General features: G+C 50.1%; 18 protein-coding genes. 12 read left to right on the top strand and 6 right to left on the bottom strand.

The genetic code is table 11. The features are described 5' to 3' along the window. Nucleotides 1-27 precede the first annotated feature (27 nt). From Q4563_RS13215 to Q4563_RS13195, 5 genes are all read left to right on the top strand, one after another. Nucleotides 28-1,014, top strand: coding sequence for an ABC transporter permease (locus Q4563_RS13215; protein WP_303604807.1), 987 nt, complete (start codon nt 28-30; stop codon nt 1,012-1,014). A gap of 28 nt (nt 1,015-1,042) precedes the next feature. After that, on the top strand, nt 1,043-1,894 hold the full coding sequence (locus Q4563_RS13210; RefSeq protein ID WP_303604806.1) for an ABC transporter ATP-binding protein: 852 nt from the start codon (nt 1,043-1,045) through the stop codon (nt 1,892-1,894). A gap of 90 nt (nt 1,895-1,984) precedes the next feature. Further along, nucleotides 1,985-2,698, top strand: a complete 714-nt coding sequence (modA, locus tag Q4563_RS13205) for a molybdate ABC transporter substrate-binding protein (RefSeq protein ID WP_303604805.1) — start codon at nt 1,985-1,987, stop codon at nt 2,696-2,698. After that, entirely contained in the window at nt 2,695-3,357 is a 663-nt protein-coding gene (modB, locus tag Q4563_RS13200; protein WP_303604804.1) for a molybdate ABC transporter permease subunit, read from the top strand. Before modA ends, modB begins: the two co-directional genes overlap by 4 nt. Then, nucleotides 3,344-4,321: an ATP-binding cassette domain-containing protein gene (locus tag Q4563_RS13195; protein WP_303604803.1), complete on the top strand. Its 978-nt coding sequence runs from the start codon at nt 3,344-3,346 to the stop codon at nt 4,319-4,321. The genes modB and Q4563_RS13195 overlap by 14 nt, the downstream gene beginning before the upstream one ends. A gap of 24 nt (nt 4,322-4,345) precedes the next feature. Here Q4563_RS13195 and Q4563_RS13190 read toward each other — a convergent pair whose 3' ends face one another. Beyond that, nucleotides 4,346-4,708, bottom strand: a complete 363-nt coding sequence (locus tag Q4563_RS13190; protein ID WP_303604802.1) for a cytochrome b562 — start codon at nt 4,706-4,708, stop codon at nt 4,346-4,348. A 136-nt stretch (nt 4,709-4,844) separates the two neighbouring features. On the opposite strand from Q4563_RS13190, the gene Q4563_RS13185 reads away from it, so the two are divergent. Both Q4563_RS13185 and Q4563_RS13180 read left to right on the top strand, forming a co-directional pair. Further along, the gene (locus Q4563_RS13185) at nt 4,845-5,186 is read left to right on the top strand and encodes a PadR family transcriptional regulator (protein WP_303604801.1); all 342 of its coding nucleotides are present in this window, start codon (nt 4,845-4,847) and stop codon (nt 5,184-5,186) included. Next, the gene (locus tag Q4563_RS13180) at nt 5,183-6,136 is read left to right on the top strand and encodes a hypothetical protein (protein ID WP_303604800.1); all 954 of its coding nucleotides are present in this window, start codon (nt 5,183-5,185) and stop codon (nt 6,134-6,136) included. The genes Q4563_RS13185 and Q4563_RS13180 overlap by 4 nt, the downstream gene beginning before the upstream one ends. Nucleotides 6,137-6,155: 19 nt before the next feature. Here Q4563_RS13180 and dauA read toward each other — a convergent pair whose 3' ends face one another. Next, entirely contained in the window at nt 6,156-7,898 is a 1,743-nt protein-coding gene (dauA, locus tag Q4563_RS13175; protein ID WP_303604799.1) for a C4-dicarboxylic acid transporter DauA, read from the bottom strand. Between the two features lie 189 nt (nt 7,899-8,087). On the opposite strand from dauA, the gene Q4563_RS13170 reads away from it, so the two are divergent. Continuing rightward, complete coding sequence (locus Q4563_RS13170; protein WP_303604798.1) at nt 8,088-8,981, top strand: transporter substrate-binding domain-containing protein; 894 nt, start codon at nt 8,088-8,090, stop codon at nt 8,979-8,981. Between the two features lie 7 nt (nt 8,982-8,988). Here the strand turns inward: Q4563_RS13170 and Q4563_RS13165 are convergent, their stop codons facing one another. Next, the gene (locus Q4563_RS13165) at nt 8,989-9,639 is read right to left on the bottom strand and encodes a class GN sortase (RefSeq protein ID WP_303604797.1); all 651 of its coding nucleotides are present in this window, start codon (nt 9,637-9,639) and stop codon (nt 8,989-8,991) included. Next, nucleotides 9,629-11,677, bottom strand: coding sequence for a marine proteobacterial sortase target protein (locus Q4563_RS13160; RefSeq protein ID WP_303604796.1), 2,049 nt, complete (start codon nt 11,675-11,677; stop codon nt 9,629-9,631). The genes Q4563_RS13165 and Q4563_RS13160 overlap by 11 nt, the downstream gene beginning before the upstream one ends. A 114-nt stretch (nt 11,678-11,791) precedes the next feature. Between Q4563_RS13160 and Q4563_RS13155 the strand changes: the two genes are divergently transcribed. From Q4563_RS13155 to Q4563_RS13145, 3 genes are all read left to right on the top strand, one after another. Beyond that, nucleotides 11,792-12,382: a GNAT family N-acetyltransferase gene (locus Q4563_RS13155; RefSeq protein WP_303604795.1), complete on the top strand. Its 591-nt coding sequence runs from the start codon at nt 11,792-11,794 to the stop codon at nt 12,380-12,382. Between the two features lie 107 nt (nt 12,383-12,489). Next, nucleotides 12,490-13,620, top strand: coding sequence for a hypothetical protein (locus Q4563_RS13150; protein WP_303604794.1), 1,131 nt, complete (start codon nt 12,490-12,492; stop codon nt 13,618-13,620). 268 nt (nt 13,621-13,888) lie between these two features. Further along, nucleotides 13,889-14,620: a substrate-binding periplasmic protein gene (locus Q4563_RS13145; protein ID WP_215975712.1), complete on the top strand. Its 732-nt coding sequence runs from the start codon at nt 13,889-13,891 to the stop codon at nt 14,618-14,620. 78 nt (nt 14,621-14,698) lie between these two features. Here the strand turns inward: Q4563_RS13145 and Q4563_RS13140 are convergent, their stop codons facing one another. Continuing rightward, nucleotides 14,699-15,298, bottom strand: a complete 600-nt coding sequence (locus tag Q4563_RS13140) for an exopolysaccharide biosynthesis protein (protein ID WP_303604793.1) — start codon at nt 15,296-15,298, stop codon at nt 14,699-14,701. Between the two features lie 300 nt (nt 15,299-15,598). After that, on the bottom strand, nt 15,599-19,357 hold the full coding sequence (locus Q4563_RS13135; protein WP_303604792.1) for a glycoside hydrolase family 9 protein: 3,759 nt from the start codon (nt 19,355-19,357) through the stop codon (nt 15,599-15,601). Nucleotides 19,358-19,698: 341 nt separating this feature from the next. Between Q4563_RS13135 and Q4563_RS13130 the strand changes: the two genes are divergently transcribed. Further along, nucleotides 19,699-20,862 (top strand): helix-turn-helix domain-containing protein, encoded by a 1,164-nt coding sequence (locus Q4563_RS13130; RefSeq protein ID WP_303604791.1) that lies wholly within the window; start codon nt 19,699-19,701, stop codon nt 20,860-20,862. Nucleotides 20,863-20,905 lie beyond the last annotated feature (43 nt).

Below are 20,905 nucleotides of genomic sequence, written 5' to 3'. Positions count from 1 at the left end.
CGCCGTATTATCTACGAGGAAATAAGCATGAACCCCTCTATGTTGATTAAACAAAAGTGGCAGCGAGCGAGCTTTGGCCCGGAACAGTGGCAAACCTTAGCTAAGGCCGTATTAACGCCCATGATCGGGCTATTGCTGTTTATCGGCGTCTGGCACATCGGTGCCAAACAAGTGGATACGTCGCTAGGACAATTCCCAGGCCCTGCCGAGGTTCATGAACAATGGCAAAACTTACGCACCGAACACATCAGTGAGAATGAGCGCGAAGCGGCCTTTTACGACAGACAAGAACAGCGCAATGCCAAAAAGCTGGCCCAAAATCCAAGTGCTGAGGTTCGTTGGCGTGACTTTAACCGCCGCCCTACATTCTTTGATCAAATTGTTACCAGCTTAATTACCGTAATGACCGGGTTTTTTCTGGCCACTATTATTGCGATTCCGCTGGGCATCTTTATCGGCTTAAGCAATACGGTTTATCGGGCGCTTAACCCGATCATTCAGATCTTCAAGCCAGTTTCGCCATTGGCGTGGCTGCCTTTGGTTACCATGGTGGTGAGTGCGGTTTACGTTTCAGAAGACCCTATGCTGGCCAAATCGTTTATTACCTCGGTTGTCACGGTCACCCTGTGCTGCTTATGGCCCACAATGATCAATACCGCCGTGGGTGTTGCCAGTATTAATCAGGATTTACAAAACGTCAGTCGGGTATTGCGGCTGGGGTGGTTAACACACATCAAAACCATCGTGTTGCCTTCCTCTATTCCTATGATGTTCACCGGCCTTCGCCTATCACTGGGTATCGCCTGGATGGTTTTAATTGCCGCGGAAATGTTGGCACAAAACCCAGGGCTCGGAAAATTTGTTTGGGACGAGTTCCAAAACGGTTCATCCAACTCACTGGGCCGCATTTGTGTGGCGGTATTGATGATCGGCTTTATCGGATTTCTGCTAGATCGCGCCTTGCTATTTATTCAAAGCTGGGTCAACTGGGACAAAACAGCCGTTGTGCGCTAACAGATCACCGAATGATGAGGAGAAAATTATGAGCAATACGCATTTAGAACTCAGCCAGGTTGGCATTAGCTTTCCCACCCCCAAAGGGCCTTTTTGTGCACTTAAAAATGTTGACTTGAGAATTCGCGAAGGTGAATTTGTCTCGCTTATCGGCCACTCCGGATGCGGCAAATCCACTGTACTCAACATTGTTGCCGGGTTATATCAAGCCACTACCGGCGGCGTGGTACTTAACGGTCGCGAAGTGAATGAACCCGGCCCTGAGCGAGCGGTCGTATTTCAAAATCATTCCCTACTGCCCTGGCTCACCGCCTACCAAAATGTGGAGCTCGCGGTTAAACGAGTATTCGGACGAAAAAAAACTCGGATCGAAATGCGTGAATGGATTGAACACAACCTAGAGTTGGTGCAAATGAGCCATGCCATGCATAAAAAACCCGATGAAATATCCGGCGGCATGAAGCAGCGTGTGGGCATTGCCCGCGCTCTGGCTATGGAACCTCAGGTATTATTAATGGACGAGCCTTTTGGTGCGCTCGATGCGTTAACCCGCGCCCATCTGCAAGACTCACTAATGGATATACAAGCAGAACTGGGCAACACCGTAATTATGATTACCCACGATGTAGACGAGGCAGTACTGCTATCCGACCGCATTGTCATGATGACAAACGGCCCGGAAGCGACCATTGGTGAAATTCTCGATATCGACTTGCCCCGTCCCCGAGATCGACTGGCTCTGGCGGACGACACCCACTACAACCAATACCGCAGCTCGGTACTGCGCTTTTTGTATGAAAAACAAAAAAAGGTAGAGCCGCTCACCGCGCGGCGCAGCGCCCCGCCAAAGGCCAAAAGCACCAATCATAACGCGGCCTAAGCCGCGGTATTTATGGCACAATAGCGTTCTCGCTGATTAACAGCAAGCTTGTTTCAGGCGAATACCCCGCGCCCAAACCAAGGAGCTATTGTGCGCTTTTTTTTATTGAGCTATCTCATTCTGGCCAGCGCCAACACGTTTGCCGCAACCAGTATAAAAGTGGCGGTAGCCAGTAACTTTAAGCCTACCCTTGAGGCTCTGCGCTCACTGTGGCAGTCGCAATCGCCCTATCCGCTGGTTATTTCCGGTGGCGCCTCCGGAGTCTTTACCCAGCAGATACTCTCCGGCGCGCCTTTTGATGTCTTTCTTTCTGCTGATATGGATTACCCTCAGCGTATATTTCAAAAGCTCGATACTGCCGAGCCTTTTATTTATGCCGAGGGCCAGTTGATGCTCGCATGCCACCGACCTTTTGCATCGGCCACCGAGGCGCTTAAAGCCAGCCCCCGTCTAGCCGTTGCCAATACCAAAACCGCACCTTATGGTCGCGCCGCCCGAATGTGGTTGCAACAATTCTCCATCCAAGCTCAGCCTGTCCAGTCAACATCCGTCGCCGGTGCTCTACACACTGTTGTAACTGGCAATGTCACCTGTGGGCTGGTAGCCGCCAGCTTTGCCCATATTGCCCCTCAGCTGCACTGGCACCCCGTCGAGGCTAGCCCGTCACTGCCACAAGCCGGCGTGTTGCTGAGCACCTCCGATAGAACCCAGGCCTTTATGCAGTTTTTACTGAGCGAACCGGCGCAGACGATTATCCGTAACAATGGCTATACATCGCCGCCTAGCAAAGCGGCCCAGCCATGATCGACGCCATTATCATTACCGTTAAACTCGCCGGCGTCACAACGGTGGCGTTAATGCTCTTGTGCACCCCCCTAGCCTGGTGGTTGGCCCGAGGGCAGTCGGGCTGGCTGCGCAACTGCGTTGAGGCCGCCATTGCCCTGCCGCTGATATTGCCGCCGACCGTGATGGGTTTTTATTTATTACTGTTATTAAGCCCCGAGGGTTTATTCGGCCAGTTTTTTGACCGCGGTTTGGCGTTTAGCTTTACCGGCCTGGTCATCGGCTCTTGTGTTTACTCTTTACCGTTTGTGGCGCAGCCTTTAACCGCAAGCTTTCGCCAGCTGGACCCGCAACTGATTCAACTTGGGCAGTCTCAGGGGCTCAACCGCTTTGCCGTCTTCCGACACATTATCCTGCCCTGCTGTGGCTATGCGTTTGTCGCCGCCGCCGCGCTGGGGTTTGCTCATACCGTGGGCGAGTTCGGCGTAATCTTAATGATTGGTGGCAATATTCCCGGTGAAACCCAAGTGTTATCAGTTCTGCTCTACGACGAGGTAGAGTCGCTGCAGTATGCCAACGCCCACCGCTTAGCCGGTGGGTTGGTGGTTGTTTCTTGGGTTATTTTGTTTATGTTATATCGCTGGCAGCGAGGCCGGGGAGGCTTTCATGTGGGAGCTTAAGCTCGGCGCGCATCAAATCCACTGGCCCCGGGGCGCCTGGGTGGGCGTCAGCGGCCCTTCCGGTTGCGGTAAAACTCAATTGCTGAAAAAAATCGTGTCGGGCCAGAGCGGCCAACTAAAGCTGGAGCACAACAATCTTCTAGAGCGCCCGCAGGCTTTGCGAGGCATCGGCTGGGCCGCGCAGGGAGCACCGCTGTGGCCCAATCAACGAGTGGAACAACAACTGCGCGCACTGGCCGAGCGCCACAAAAGCGAAAACTGGTTAGCGCTTGCCGCCGAGTTTCAGGTGTTACCGCTTCTGGAAAAATCGACCGCAATACTATCGGGCGGGGAGCGCCAGCGCGTCGCTCTGCTCGCGGCGCTCTTGTGTGCCGACAAACTGTTAATACTGGACGAGCCGGTATCGGCGTTGGATCAACAGGCCGCCAGCGAAATATTAATGGCGCTGCGCCGGGCAGCCGACCAGCGCAATCTCAGCGCTTTGCTGGTCAGCCACCAATGGCGCGATCTCGCCGCCAGTTGCGATTTTTGCTACCAATGGCAAAGCCGACAAACACTCGACATCAACCGCGCCCAGCACGAACTCACCGAGCAATCGCCGGCCCAGGCAGCGGCGCTCTGGCCAGTCCAGTGGTGCCAGGACCGCAGGCAATGGATGGCAGCCGGCCACGCAATCGAAACAGGCCCATTGCCCACAACGATTAACCGAGTGAGTATTGACGCCCACGAGGTTTCCATTGCTTGCCAGCACCCGGGCCCCTCCAGTATCGCCAATACTCTGCAAGTCGAGATAGGCAAAATAATGGCGCTCGATAAAACCAGCGCTCTGCTCACTTTGCACTGGGGCGAGCTGCGCCTGTATTCGCTCATCACTCACCGGGCGGTTCGAGCATTAGACCTCACCCCAGGGCTCGGGGTGTTTGCTCAATTTAAAGCTCATGCGGTGAAATCCCCGCAAGCTTAGCCTGCGGGGTATCTCTCGGGCCGATTAATCGACCTTAAGTTTGTCGTGATACTTCTTGCGGACCTTACCCAATTTTTGAAGGCTCGCCTTTACCGCCTCGACATCACCACTGGCAAACGCGGCGTCCACCGCCTTGCTTAATTTTGCCAGTCTCTGCATGCCCTGCTCAAAATCTTTTTGCTCTTCAGGGCCCATGGTTTGCGCGGCAGCGACACTGCGCGCCTCTTTAAACGCATCCCAATCGGATTGCATTTGCGCCAAGTCATTAGACTCGCGCATGGCTTTAAATGAATCACCCATCGACTCCATGGACTCATGCAGTGGGTCTGGCTTAGAGCAAGCCACGGCCAAGAGGGATAACGCTAATACGGACAGTAATTTTTTCATGGTTTAACTCCAGCAATCACAGTTTCTCTATCTTACCGCAATTTTATTACACAACACCTGATTTTGCGGATGACTTGACAACACATACTGTGTGACACATAGTATATACTGTATATCACACAGTATGAGGTGCACCGTGTCAGACAACCACGCCAAGTTCAATAAATTAACCATGGAGCTGCGTCGGGGCCTTTTGGTTATGGCGGTTCTGGAGGCTGTGGTGACCCCGCACTATGGCTACTCCCTGCGGCGGCATATGGAGCAAAACGGCCTCACAGTCGATGAGGGTACTTTGTATCCACTGCTGCGACGCCTAGAGAGCCAAGAGCTATTAACCAGCGACTGGCAGGTGCAAGAGGGGCGGAAAAGACGGGTCTACCAACTTTCGACATTAGGTGAACAAGCGCGCGAGGTAATGGCGCGCGAGTGGCAACAATTAAATCAAGCGCTAACAAACTTAACGGAGGGTGCACAATGATCAACCCATGGTTAAACCGATACGCATACGCAGTAAAATCTCACCTGCCAGCACAAGTGCGCAATGATGTCGCCGACGAACTGCTCAGCGATCTTATCGACGAGTGTGATTACCGCAGTGAAACATTGGGGCGGGAACTAAACGACGACGAGGTCAAACAACTATTGCAAGAGCGGGGACACCCGTTATTAGTTGCGGCCAACTTTCTACCCCGACCTAGCTTGATCAGCGAAAGCTTATTTCCTTTATACAGGCAGTTACTGCAAGGTCTGGTGATGCTCATCGCCGTGGTTCAATTGAGTTTTAGTGCGATTAGAGCTGCGCAAGCACCCGACCCAAACTTTTGGCAATTGTTACCGCAACTGCTGTGGAGCATATTGAATACCAGCCTTTATGGATTTGCCTGGTTAACATTACTCTTTTATCTATTCGCAGAATCAATTAAAAAAGCCAATTTACTGCAGCGCTGGCAAGCGGACTCACTGCCCTTAGTGCCAGAACGAGGAAAGTACATCAGCCGTACCGGCTCGGCCATTGAGGTGGTAGTGCTCATTTACGTAACCGCATGGGTCAACAAAACAATCCCCCAAAGCTTGGGCGAACCCAGCATTGATCTCATATTCTCCAGTGAGTGGGCAACCCTGCTGCCGTGGATTACCGCCGTACTGATTGCCAGCCTTGCTCTGGCGCTCAGCAAATTAATCACACCCTACTGGACCCGCCCGAAAGTCTACGCTGAATTGGCATTACACCTACCCACTTTAATGTTACTTTTCTTAATCAGCCAGTGGGACAATCCGATAACGCTCATAATAGGTGCCGAAGAAAACGCCAACCACTGGGCGACATCCAGCAACAGTTTCCGTATCGCCTTAATTGGTTATGGCGTATACGCCATAGTGGATACAGTGAGAAAGTGGGGAGTTCTCAAAGCCTTCACACGGGGGTGACGGTGAGAGTTATTTCTACCTAACAGGCCGGCGGCGCCTCGGGGGATTTATCCAGCACGGCATCGAGCGCGTCGGCCAGGGTCGGAAACACGGCAAAGTTACCATTTTCCGGTCTAATTTCGGCCTTCACCATCGCCCGCAAAGGCTGAAACTGAATATCGGACAAAATAAGTTCTACACCATTCTTTTTGCAGCGTTTAATAAAGCTGGTTAGACCATCCAAGCCACCGGCATCCAGCAGCGGCACACCGTCCATATGCATCACCAGCCCCGCTTGATTTTCGGCCAGCACATCGAGCTCGGCAAATATTTTATCCGCGGCGGCAAAAAACAGCGGGCCGGAAATTTTCACCACTCGCCAGCCCTCCGGCAATGGCCGGGGCACATGTTTAAGCAACTTAGTAATATCGCGCACTTTCGTCATTTCGGCGATATCGCGCATAAACAAAAAAGCAGCGATCACTACCGCACTGCCAATGGCCACCACCATATCCACCATTAACGTCAGGGAGAAGCACACAAAAAACACCAACACATCGGCCACCGGTGCCGTTCGAATCGTGGAGACTATTTGCCGGCCGTGGCACATCCGCCAGGCCACAATAATCACCAGCGTCGCCATACAAGCCATGGGCAAGTGCTTAAGGTAGGGTGCCAGCCACATTAAACTGGCCGCTATGACCCCTGAGTGAATAAGCGCGGCTATAGGTGTGCGAGCACCCGCGCGAAAGTTGGTGGTGGATCGAGCCAGCTCGGGCGCCGCACTAAAACCGCCGAAGAATGGCGCCACCAGGTTGCCCAAGCCATGGCCAAACAACTCGGCGTTAGCGTAGTAACGCGAGCCGCTCATACGCTCTAACATCACCGCGCACAGTAGCGCTTCAATAGCACCTAGCAAAGCAATCGTTAATGCTTGCGGCAATAAAGTGCTGACTAAACTCCACGACCAAGGCTCACCCGGAACATTTTGCCAAGGCAGCCCGAAAGCGGGTAAAAAATTGGGAATACCCTCACCGGTATGGCCATCTTGTGCGGTGTATTCGAAATTACTGGCAATGGTTGCCACCGGTGCATCGATAGCCGCCAGTGCAAACGCCGCCGCTGTGGCCACGACAATCGTCACCAAGTGGGCCGGTATCGGTAATTTCAGGCGCGGCCAAGCCAGCATCACCGCAAAGGAGATGACGGTAATCAGCAAGGTGGGCCAGTGCGCTGAACTCAATGCCGCCACCACAATGACCCACACCTTGGCAAAATAAAACTCTGGCAAGGTGCCGTCTAACTCCAGCCCCAGAAGGTCCGGCACCTGCAAGGTGGCAATAATGACGGCGATACCTAAGGTAAAACCAAAGGTGACGGTATTGGGAATGTAGGTCACCACCCGCCCAAATTGCGCCACGGCCATTAACAGGGCAATACAGGCCGACATTAACGTCGTTAACAATAATCCGGATAACCCGTACTGCAACACAATGGGTTGCAATATCACTACAAAAGCCGCCGTAGGGCCCGATACGCTGTAACGCGACCCTCCCAACAGCGCCATAATAAGCCCTGCCACCAACGAGGTGTACAGGCCGTGTTCCGGGGGAAGCCCGATGGCAATGGCCAAAGCCATGGACAGCGGAATAGCCGAAATACCGACGGTTAATCCGGCCAATAAGTCGCCGCGTAACTTGCTGCCATTATAACCTTCACGACCTAGACTATCGCGCAGGGCGTAGGCGAACTGTAGGCCTTCAAGCTGTCGGCGAGCGGGCATTCGAGCATCCTTTTTCGCAGAGGTGAAACAGACTTTTCATTATACACTGTAGCCTTAGATTTTAATGTTGACGGCGTTTAAGCAAAGGCGCTAGCTCGACACCAACTCAAATTGTAGTGTAAAGCACACGTGCTACAATGCAGACAAGCCCAATTCAAGCAGTTCGTATCTTTACCTGACAGGCAAGCCATGGGATTTAAGCACTGCGTATTATTTTTTCTGACCGCGAATTTGGCGCTGACAAACTTTGAAGCTGCCGGGCAAGATAACGCCGCCGACTCGACCGTCATGCAAGTCACCCTATGGGGGGGCAAAAGCGGCCGCAGCCTTTACGAACACGACCTGCTTGAACAAATTCTGCTAAAAACCTCGTCCCACTACCCCGCCTTTAACTTGCAAATGAACACCCAAAACTTAGGTGCGGAAAGAGGCCGACAGACGGTGGCCGACGGCATACTGGCAAATATTTATGTCTCGGGTTTACGGCAAGATAAGTACACTCGTACTCAAAATATCATCCCCATTCCCACTCCTATTATGAAAGGGCTATTAGGTTATCGCACGGTGCTTATTCGCCAAGAGGATGCCAGCCGTTTTCAGCAGGCCGTACAACAGTCGGACCTGCGCAGCTGGGTAATCGGTCAAGGACACAGCTGGGCCGATGTCGATATTTTGCGCCATAACGGTTTTACCGTAAACGATAACGGCCGTTACGAAAACCTGCTCAACATGCTGACCTACAGCCGCTTTGATATGGTTTTATTTGGCGTCGCTGAAGCCGCCGCCGAGCTCGCAGCCAGCCACCTACAAGAACAACTTACTATTGTCGAAGAGACTATTATTTACTACCCCCATGCCATGGTATATCAAGTGAGTGGCCAACACCCCGAGCTCGCCCGCCGAGTGGCCGAGGGGCTCGCTGTAGTAGAACGCGACGGCACCTTGGCGCGCTTACTGGAAAAACATTTTGGTGAGGCGCTAGCACTTATTCAACAAAAAAAGGATCACATCATTGTGCTCAATCACCCAACACCCACACAAATACCGGAGTTGATCCAACCCTTGCTGGCTACGCAGCGCTAAGTTAAAACTACCACTGAACCCCCGCCAATGACGCTCGCTCCACTGGGTAAGCCGGCAGTGGATCGGCCCTCACCACATAACGCAATGGCCCGCCCGCCTGCAAGGCTTCAAATGGATAGCATGTTACCAACCAAATAGCGTTCGCAGACGGATCAATCCACAAATGATTATTGCGCGCATCGGCAATACTGCGTTTGCTGATGACATAGTGTTGCCAGCGGCCACTTTCACTCTGCCACCGCAACTGATCGCCATCACGCAAATCCCGCAAAAAGGCAAAATGGGTATCCCGATGGCCACCGACCACTCGAGCCCCGGCCACTACACCGGCCATTAACCCAGGGCCAAAAGCTAACGCCTCACCGTGAGTGCCGGACAACACAAACAGATCTTTGCGCACCCGTCCCTCGCCATCCAACCATTGTAAACGCCCAGCCGGCTCGCTATCGGCCCAGGGCCAAGGGCGAACTGCCACATCCGGCGCTTCAAGCTTTTGCTGCCAGGCGCGCTCTATGAGTATTTGCGCCAAATGCGCCTTGGCTTCAATACCCAGCGCACTGCCCCATTGATAGAGCAACACCAGCAATAAAATAGCCGAGATTACCAAACGCCCGGGGTGTGACAGCGCTGATGCGTTGCGCTCTGATTTACGATTCACAGTTCACCCCCGGACGCTGAATTCGCCACAACCCCAAGGCCGCAAATGCTCCTATTAACCAATGCCAATATAAATTGGTTGCCGTTTGCGGATAACCCACCGCCTGCATTTGTGAACCCACTGGCATGGCATTGGCCACCGACCGCTCTTTAGCTGTCAGCACCTCGGGTTTAGAGGGCGTCTTGTCGACGGCCACCAAACTGGTAAAGCGCGACATTAATTGATACCGCAAGGCAACCGGCAACACTTTCACGCGCGCATCCTCTGCTTGGCGAATTGCTTCATCCTCTAAAAAGGCAATTTTTTCGCGACCAAAACGCTGTGCTAATACCGGTGTTTTACTCGCATCGGACTCATTGCCGGGCTCCGGTAAACGCAGTTCGCGCTGCCATGGGCTGCCGGCGCTATCGCCTTGAATAATGATGCGCTGATCGGAGCGACCGGGCCAGGGGCTCATTTTAACCGTGACCAACAGAGGCTCTCCCCAGTACAAATCTGGCACCTTGCGAGGAAACGCTTCCACCGGTTGCGGCCAATCAATGGATATATTGGTAACCACGGGCTTACGCAATTTTTCCAACAACTGCGCCATACGCGCTTGCACTTGTTCGGTACTGGTAATTTCGGTAAACGTACCGCGTCCGTATTCGGCGGCGCGGCGCATAAAATAACGATTAGGAGCACTGCCAATAGCAACTGTAAACAATCGCGCATCACCTAGGTGCCGATGAATAAGCTTTAACAAAGCCGATTCATTGCCCACACTGCCATCGGTGACAAACACAACTTGCTGTAAATGGGATGCTAAAGGCTCGTGCTCAAAAGCGCGCGCGAGCGCATCGTGCATTTCGGTACCGCCCTCTGCCCGCATGGCCCGAATCGCATCGGCCGCCCGATTTACATTATTCGGTTGTGCCGCCACAGCATGCGGAAAAAGTGTGCGTGTCTCGCCAGCAAACAAAATAACGTTAAAGCGATCACCCGGGGTTAACTGATCGAGGGCTTGTAGCGCGCTGGCACGCGCTTGCTCAATAGATTGACCCGCCATGGAACCCGAGGTATCAATTATCAGCAATAGTTCGCGCGGTAGTACTTGCTCGGCGCTCATTTTCTGCGGCGGCATCAACATAATCTGAGCGTAGCGATCACCTTGCCATTGGTCTACAAACTGCGCCGCCACTGGTGCCTGTTGCGCCACCGGCAGCCAGCTTAACTCGAAATCTCGATCCATGCTCACCTGTCCATGGGCAAATTGTACTTGCCTCACCCCCGCGGCCGAACCGTTCGGGCGAGAGACCTTTAGCGCATGGCTGGCGCTGCTTACGCGCGCTAAATCTACCCCGGCATTAAGCTGCACATTAATAGCCACAGGGTTAAGTAAACGGCCTGGCTGAACTGTCTGCTGCGGCGGGGTAATCATGGGGGCATCGAGCACTTGATCGGTTGCCAGTGACCAGCCACTACCTTCAGCCGCCAAGACTTTTTGTGGTAGAAGCTCCCTGCGACTTACCCCCGGTATATAGCGCGGGGTAAGTGTCATGGGTAGGCGCAGGCGAAATTCACCCATGTCGTAAATAACCTGTTGGCTATAACCGATCTCAACTTCGATCGTTTCCCCAGGGCCAATATTGGCGATTTGCTGTCGAAATAAGTTGGGACGCTGTTGCTCTAACAAAGTGGCCTTTTTACCCTGAGCTTTAGCTTGTTGATAAATTTTTCGCGCTTCGGCTTTTTCTTTAATTTCGCCCTCAATAACGCGTTCACCCACACGCATCGTCAGATGATGTACCGCACTGTCCTCAGCCAGAGGGTAAACATAAGTGGCATTGATCCACTCGGGCGATGTATTTTGAAAGCGTTGACTCACTAACACTTCAGCCTGGAGGCCTTGTATCCGAACATCCACCTCAGCGCCTAAGTGCAGAGCCTCATGACCCGACTCAACCAATAATTTACCGGCTTGCGGCTCCTGTGCAAACGCGGCAGATGCCAATAGCCACAGAAGTAACGTGTACACCCAATATTGTGATCCCCTCATTGTTTTGCCCCTTCTCGTATTAACAAACTGTGCCTGTCAGTTAATCAGAACAAAACGGCACCGCGAGGGAGGAGAAAGGGCAAAACGGTGATCAATTGTGATTAAATATGGCATATGCCTAACCCAACCTTAGCCATTAAGCTAAACACCCCAGTTGTTCTATCGGACGAACTACAACTTTGCCTATTGCAAGCCGCAGACGAGGCGGGGCTGTTCGCACAGATAGAAACCAATCGATTGCATTTACGCCAGTGGCTACCCTGGCTGGATGATGCAGTTTGCCCGAGCGATACCCGAGCGTTTATTGCACTGACAATTAATGAGAGCCGAGCAGGCACTAGCTACACCTTCGCGATTAAGCTGCACGGTGCCATTATTGGCATCTGCTCGATCGATGCGATTGAAACGACTCGAGGAAGAGCCAACTTAGGTTATTGGCTCGCTGAAGAGCATTGTGGACAAGGCATTATGACGCTTTGTGTTCGGCAACTTTTGGATATCGCTTTCACTCAATTGTCATTGCAACAATTGAACTTAAATACCGCCGAATGCAACCAAAAAAGCCGTGCTGTAGCCCAACGTCTGGGCTTTCGACAAGGGCATAAAATACTGCAAGCGGAAGACTTATACGGCGAGTGGGTGGATCATATTCGCTATACAATACACAAAAATGACTGGCAAAAAATGAATGTTGCGCCAACTTAAGACAAAAGCCTTAATAGACATTTTCCATTATCGCTAACAGGTAACGCTTCACAACAAAAATCTTGTTATGATCAGAAACACTTCGATCATCAAGCAAACTTATAACAATGCCAGCGACCTATAAAAACCCGCTATTCAAAACCTTGGGTGAATTTAGCTTGTTTACACGCCGAATCTCACGCCTACAGCTGCAGCGACTTTTACTCGGCAAAGAGTGGATAATAAGCTTAGTAATCTTTTTAATGGCGTCGCCCGTGCAGGCAGACTATTATCAACCTTCAGCTGTAGGCTCAGACGCACTATACACACCACTTAACAGCTTTTCGCACTACACCTTCGACACCTTGCAATTGCCCCGCAATTTCGATCAGCACAACCTCGATGATCGCTTTCAAACCCTATTTGACAATTTATCGGAGCCGGGTCGCTCAATCGACAACGAGGGGGGCTGGGGGCGGTTTATCAACCGCCAAGTCTTGCCTTACGATACAGAATACGTCAGTGATTGGCCCACCATGCTGCCCAATTACGCACTGCACCTGTTTGGCGGGGGTCTCGTTTACCGTCGCGACCTAGAGTACTTTCGCGCCAAAGATTATTCCTATCCTCAACTGGCTGCCGTGGGCACCGCCATCCTTTCGGAACTTGCTCAGGAAGCGGTCGAGAAAAAGACCACCACTGAGGATGACCCGGTCGCCGATTTTTATATTTTTCGCCCTCTGGGCTTGTGGTTATTTGCCGATGATGGGCGTGCTAAAACCATCGAGAAATGGCTCAAACCCGCTATTTGGCCCCACCAGCTCATGTACAACCCCAGCACTGACAAATTGCGCAATGCCGGTATTAGCTACGTGATTCGACCACAACTGCTTAGCAGTGACAACACCGAGTTATTTATGTATATGGGCATGAATAACATGGCAGGCTTATCACACACCTTGAGCAATGGACAAACCATTTCTTGGGGCGTCGGTGTGGCAATGACGCGTATTTATTATAAAAATGATGAACTTGCGTATAACACCAGACCCAGTGCAGGTATTTTTGCCGACCGCAATGGTAACCTATTGTGGTCGGCCATTTACAACGGCACCGAGGATTTAAAACTGCGAGTTAATATTTATCCCTGGCAACGTCAATCGTTCAAGTTTGGTATCGCCCTAGGGATTACTGACGATCAACACGGGTGGTTTGGCGCAACCCTGAATATGCCTTTTGGTATAGCAGGCAACTTTTAAAAAACGCGCACTAATAGGCGCGTATAAAAAGGTACTTACCGTCTAACGGAACCCTTTTTACTGGCCGTTGTAAATAGCGTACACACGTATCAATACCATGCAAATTAAAGTGTGGCCAAGGATACTGCACCCCCCTCTCTTATATCGCCCATGAATTCAGAATCAATCAGGCATTGACCTACCCAGGACGACACACAAATATATTTGCTAAACTCAATGTATGCTCTGCAACCAGCAACATTACTAGACTTTTCACTAAGGACGGTACATGTCACGTCTCATCCGCCTATTGCTAACCATCGTCAGCTTAAGCGCCCCCTTGTGCCTTGGCCAAGATGATCCGGTTCAAGTTGGCACCTTCCCCATACCCCTTATGGTTGAGAGCCCAGAAAAAGGAAGGTTTATTGAGCTGATGCAACGCATTGCCCAAGATGCCGATCTCAAGCTAAACATCATTGTTACTCCAGCCAAGCGAGCCACTCGTTTTTTCATTCAAGGGGAAATTGATATATTCCTACCCGCGCTCGAGGGTATGATTTCCCCAGAGCACCGCGTAATTAAAAGCCAAGAAACCATTTACACGAAAGAAGATTTTGTTTTCACGCGGCGCGGAACACCCTTATTAAGCAGTATGAGCGACTTAGCAGGAAAGCGTATTGGCATCACCCGAGGCTACCCTTATACACCCGCCTTACTCAACAATAAAAGCCTAAAGCTTGAATTATCCAGTAGCGATGAACAAAGTGTAAAAATGCTTGTGCGTGGCCGGGTTGATGCCATTGTTGTGGAGGAGCACTCGGGGCGTCAAGCATTTAAAAACACCGGGCAGTTGGATCAAATGCAATACAATCCTGAGCAGCAGCTGTCGCAAATGCCTGTTTATATCGCCTATCAGGATACTGACCGGGGACATCAACTGGCAAAATTAATTGACAAAACTTTGCGAGAATTAAAGTCGGACGGTAGCTTTGCTAAAACCTTTCACGACAAAAGCCAATAGTTAAATACAGCCCTAACGCTCTGTGTAAGCTCTCAACCACCCCACACCTACATCAAGGCTTATTGTAGCCCTTTAGGCTCACCCCCAAATCCCATAAAACACCAAACTCGCACTGGCTAACATCAGTGAGAATGCCAGCACTGCCAACACGCCATCGCGAGCGATTAGCGCCAGACCAAAGCAGGTGAGCACCCCGCCGGCCAAGTTGGCGCTAAAGGGAATAAACTCCATTAACGGCATCATTAGAGCGATAAAGATACTGCACAGAGCGACACAGCGGGTGGGTATAAACCCACGAATTAAAAAGATGAGCCGAGGCTTGACTAAACGATCAACAAAGCGAGCGGGCTTACGCGATAATTTAACCGCTTTAATTAAGCTGCTGGTTTTAACGGAACGGTTCAGCAACCAGTTAGGCAACCAAAAATGTTCGCGCTGCAACATTAATTGTACAGAAAAGAGTAATACAATGATGGCACAGAGTGTTGGCACGCCAGGTATGTCCCCGATGAGCGGGGCGAGCACAATTAGCCCCACCAGTAGCAGTACCGGGCCGTAGGAGCGCTGACCAATGGCGCTGAGAATCAGATCGAGAGTTACCGCATTGTGCCCTTCGGCTGTTTTAACAACGCGATCCATAACTTGCTCTAAATTTTCCACCTCAGTTTTGGCATCCACCAATGTAAACCTCTGCCGCTAAAAATGTCGCTGCAGAGAATGTTACATCAATTAAGGCCATAAAAACTGCCCACTGCACCTCACACATCGACGCTTTTTGGAAATTGCACTTATTATCCGATAATCAAGCGTATTTAAAACTGTTTAACGTTGCAAAAAAAGGGCAGCCAATGCTGCCCCTCGTTTACCGGATACCAACCCGGTGGATCAATAGTGCTGCGCGGCAGCATGTCAAACATTGGCTATAGGATACTAAATAGCAATATGAGCAGGTCATTTCCCCCGCTCTAATTACTCGTGTTAGTAACAGTGCAGCCCACCTGGTTCGGCAATAACTGTTGGATTAGACACTGCCCAAGAGTCACTTTCAGGCCAAACAATACCACGGTACACATTGGTCAGTGTCGCTCCCGGTGCAATCGTTGTGTCCTTCGACTCTATACGGTATAGCCATGTTTCTTCTTGAACGACCTCATACTCACTGCTAGAAAAGTAATTTTGTATATTTGCAGGAGCTTTTAAATAACCATCGCTTGGCCACTCTAACACTAAGCTCCAATCGGTGATAGGTTGATCGCTAGTATTCGTCAACTCAAAACTACCCATCCAATCCCCGTCGCTATAACGTGTTGTGATGCCAACACTGCATCTTAGAACCGCCTCGTTAGAGATAGTAATGCTGATCGGGTTACTGGTTTCTTGAGGAAGACCTGAATCAGTAGCGACTGTCCAAGTATGTGTGCCAGGCGACATATCCAAGGATGTTAATTCACGTAATTGGAACAATCGAGCTTCAATTCGGGTCCAGTTTCCTTGCGGAATAATTCTAACCTCATCCCCACGCTCGGTTAGCTCCAATCGATTGCCTTGCTCATCAGTCAAATGTAAAGGTTTTCCACTATTATTAAACCAACTAAGCACGACATAATCATCACCTGTAAACGAACCATTTGTACCACCTTCCAACTCAACAATATCGACGGTCTTAACGGCTGGCGAGCCGCAATCACCACCAACGCTAAGAATATCGGCGGACGTATAACCATTAAAGCCAGATTCCCAGTGTTTTAATGTTGGGTCATAACCCACTAAAGTTAAAGTTATGTTGCCACCAGCGGGAATATATGCGTTCCAGCCGCTATCTACAACCGACCAGATACTTCCCGAAGTACTATTGCCAGATGTCACGGCATAGCTTGGAACCGTATACCACTCACTACCCAATGCATTATCCGCACCGAGAGTTACAGCTAACTCCCAACCATCAACATCTTGAGCTGAATTGTTTTCAAGTAATAGCTCAGCATTCCAATGGCTGTTATATGCGTCGACATCTTGTACGACTTGCCAAGTACAACTTAAAGGTGAAGTCTCTGCCGTGATAGTGACAGTCGCGCCAGCAGACACCTCTGTTCCACGGTGCAACTCGTAAACCAAGGTATCCTCGCCACTCTGCACATCGACACTGTACGTCAATACGCCATTGGCATTAATACTGGCTGTACCAAATTCAGGAGGCTCAACAATAACAAACAGATCACCTGGCAGGGCGTTATTAAGAGCAGCCAAATCAAGTGTGCCTACACTCGCCTCACCAATCTCTAAAGTCTCTTCTTTGGCAACTAAACCACCACACGCCTGAGGCAGTACACCGCTAGCAGCTTCATCCAGGTAAGAGCTAACCCACGCTAAAGGCGTGTTCCAATTAATCGTGATTTCGTTGGTTGAGTAGGCCTCCAACTCATCCACATAGCACTTCAACGGATCGCATCCATCGAGTAATACTTGCGCTATCGGATCGTCCATGCCCGCATTCGGACCACCAACCAATACACCTGAAGGTGGAGCAGGAAAATTACTGTTCAAACTATTAGCCCAGTAACGATGGTGCGGGTTCTGTACCGCCTTTTCACCGTAACCTGTGACATAGGCAGTTCCCATAGGGTTACGTCCCATTAGGTAACCCATGGCCCGATTCATAGCTTGGAGGTATTCATCATTGGAGCAGCCAGTGAAATCCCGGGCAAGCCCCATAACCACTGCATTATTCAGCACATTAGAGTTAGATCCCCAATACACAGTATCAACATTAAAGGGAACGCCATAACCTTCACTTTGACTGGCCGTTACATAATCATTAGCGCGATTGGTTACTGCCAAGCGTGCCTGACTGACCCAATTACTATTTGCACCGGCGGCCTCACCAGCGGTTGCCAGTGACATTACCCCCAATCCAGAAACATGTGCCCAAGTCATACTGGTTTGCGGGTCAGCACTGGGCAGCAGCAGGTGATAATCCGTAGCCGCTTGCATATCCGCAGCATACACACTGGCATCGGTGCCAGCATCTAATGTGGCAGCGATATAAAGCTCTGTCGCAGCCCAGTAATGCTCATCCGCTACATAACTTGAACTCGCAGCGTTACGATCTCCTGGCAAGTCTTCATATTGGCCACCACCATCACCGGCAGGGCTGGTATAAGGTGCGGGCATGTAGGAGGAGCTCTTTGCGGCTTGATACGCATTTTTAGCTTTGGTTAAACACTCATCAGCCAACACTGGATCGATTGTGTTAAAGACTCGATAGCACTGCGCGCCCACAGCGGCAAGATTTAAGGTAGCTGCCGTTGATGGGGCCCAAATGTGTCGCGGGTTCATCGAGGGGGTCGCACTAGCTGGGTTAAATGCACTCGGCGTCCAACTATCATCGTGTAGCTTGTGATACACCATGCCAGCATTTTCATAACCAGCGGGTATCTGCATTTTCAACATCCACTCGATTTCATAGCGAGCTTCGTCAAGAATATCTGCCGTACCATTACCAGACTCGGGGATCGCCATAGTGCCGTCAGCAAACTCACCTGCATTGGCACCTAAATGCAACGAACGCTCGTACTGATTTAACATGGTCCAAACCGAGATACCACCATTCACCACATACTTACCGTGGTCGCCAGCATCGTACCATCCACCACTCGCATCAATATTTTCACGACATTCAAAACTGCCGTCGAGACAACCCTTAGTTGATAAATTGTTGTCATACTCATGTCCTGCAGCACGAGCCAAATCTGCACGAACTAAGCTGGCATCGACTGCGCTACCCGCTCGGTTATGATAAAAATAGGCCAAGGCATCGTATTTTAAGTCGCTATAGGCGTCACTTTGAATTGAAAAAATTGGGCTAAGATTCTGCTCACCGTCCTCCAGAACCTCTAGCACGAATGCTGAGCCTGTCGCTGTAACGCTCGAAAAATCCACCGTATGCAAATAGTCGCCCGATGCACTGTCTTCACCAACCACAGACGTAGAACCGGCAGCAATTTCTGTAGCGGTACCCGCGATCGCGTCTTCACGTGAACCTTGCAGTAATCGCCAGGCTCTGGGCGTAGCCTTATTAGTTGCCGTGCCAGGCACAGCATAAGAGGCCACTTTTTCAAGCGATGGCAGATAGCCTGCTTGATTCACGTGTACCAAGGAGGCGGGTACTTCGGGCACTTCCGGCTCACAGTCCGGACAATATAATTCAATATTATCGAAGCACACTTCAGTGCCTGCGGAGGTTAAATTGCCCCCCATGTGAAAGCCAAAAAACGCCCCGTCGTAATCAGCGTTGGGGGTAAAAGTTCCGGTTTTTCGACTAACCGTTGTGCCAACACTTTGCGTGCCTGAGGTAGCGATTCCAATCCAATCACCCAACTCATGAGTAACCTGAAAATTCAGCGACGCTGATTGCGTTGCTCTAACATCATAAGCATAGGAGTAGGTAGTGCCAGCTTTTAGGCTTAAGTTCTCGTGACGCAAGGTTACATGCCATGCAACTGAACCCGAGTCAATTATATTGACGCATAACTCACCATTATCAACTGAAGAGGTTAAAGTCGCCTCCCCCCAGTCCGCACTATTTTTCCAAGGAAATGCGTTATCGTCGAACGTTGAATTTTCTAAAATATTGACTTGAGAAAATGCATTCGCTGCACCCACAAGACTCAATGTGCCAGCCACAGCGGTAGCCAGTAAATGCCGGCGCGCTTTACAGCGTTTCTTTATTATATCCACAGGACTCTCCAAATTTCTTCGTTGTTATTAACAATGTTTCCATCGCAGATAGCTCGGCATTTTCATATTGAGCCACGCGAGAGGCGAGACACTTAACCACGACACCTAACCAAAAGCGTCCAACACATTAAAAAGGATAAAATTTGAACGTTCAGATAAAATTCGAACCTCCACAAGCAAGGCACAGCAAAGGATGGCACATTAGTTAACATCTGGAGATTTTTACTCCTAAATGCATAAAAGAACTTGGTATACCGACCAATAGCTACTAATCTAGACTTCATCTCGCCTCTCAAAGCGATGGATAAAATCTAATGATTATAAAAATAAGATGAGACTCTATGGATTCAGTTTTATTCAACACCCACGATGTAGTGCTGTTGATGACCGCGTATCAATGTGTACTTTACGCACTGCTACTCCTGGCGGTTAGTCGCGGCCATCTACCCAGAAATCTATTTTTGGCGCTTTTTTTACTATCACATGCAGCCATTCCGTTAGATATTTTAATTAACTTTGGCGAAGAGTTTCGCTTTGTCGCACTGGAATTTTCTCCCAATCTATTTTACGTGTTTGGCTTTGCATACTGGCTGGAAGGGCCCTTATTGCTATGGTATACACGATCATCACTGTACAAAAACTACCGCCCAAGGCTCTACGAGTATATTTATTTACTGCCTTTTTTCCTGTACTTAGCCTATGAAATTCTGTTTTATTACAGCCTGTCTGACGATGTGAAAACTGCCCTTCAGCAAGGTTACGATCTTGCTGTGGCGCCCAAATACATGAACTATGTAACCTTTGCCCGAGAGATTTTGCGTGTCATCTTTGGCGTCTTGTGTGTCATTGAAATTCGCCGTTATCGTTCACATATTCGGCAGAATTTTTCTGACATTCAGAGCATTGATTTTCGCTGGCTTAACCTTTTAGTCGATGGTTTTTTAGTGCTGAGAATTATCGCAGTGATCGTTAGTCTTATGATTTTATGCAGCGTTCATTTTGGACTTTCGTTCGACTTTCGAACCATGGGGCTAACAGCCAATTATTTAACTTTTTTATTGGTTAGTGTCTTAATATTTTTTAGCTTAAGACATTCGGCTCTGGTTGGCACTGTGGATGAGAGCCAAGCAAAAAAACAAGAGCCCGAAAAGGTAACTTTCAACGACAAAGAGGTTCGAGGATTGCTGGAACTGATGGAGAAAAAATCCCCCCACTTACATCACGCTCTGACCGTTGAAGAATTAGCCAATATGGTAGGCGTTCCAACCAAAACCTTATCCGCTATATTCAATCGGCACTTTGGTAAAAACTTTTATGAATTCATTAATAGTTATCGCATAGACAAAGCGCAAGCATTACTTTCCGACCCTGATCATAAAAACAGAGGCATTCTCGATATTCTTTACGACTCAGGCTTTAACAGCAAAGCAACATTTAACACATTATTCAAAAAACGAGTGGGCATGACCCCCACGGATTATCGAAAGCAACAATTGAAAATTTAGATTTTTTGCATTCATAAACCCAAAAGACACGGAGCGCTTTCAA

The sequence above is a fragment of the Gilvimarinus sp. 1_MG-2023 genome (genome assembly GCF_030548285.1).
This window is presented reverse-complemented; position numbering and strand designations above follow the sequence as displayed.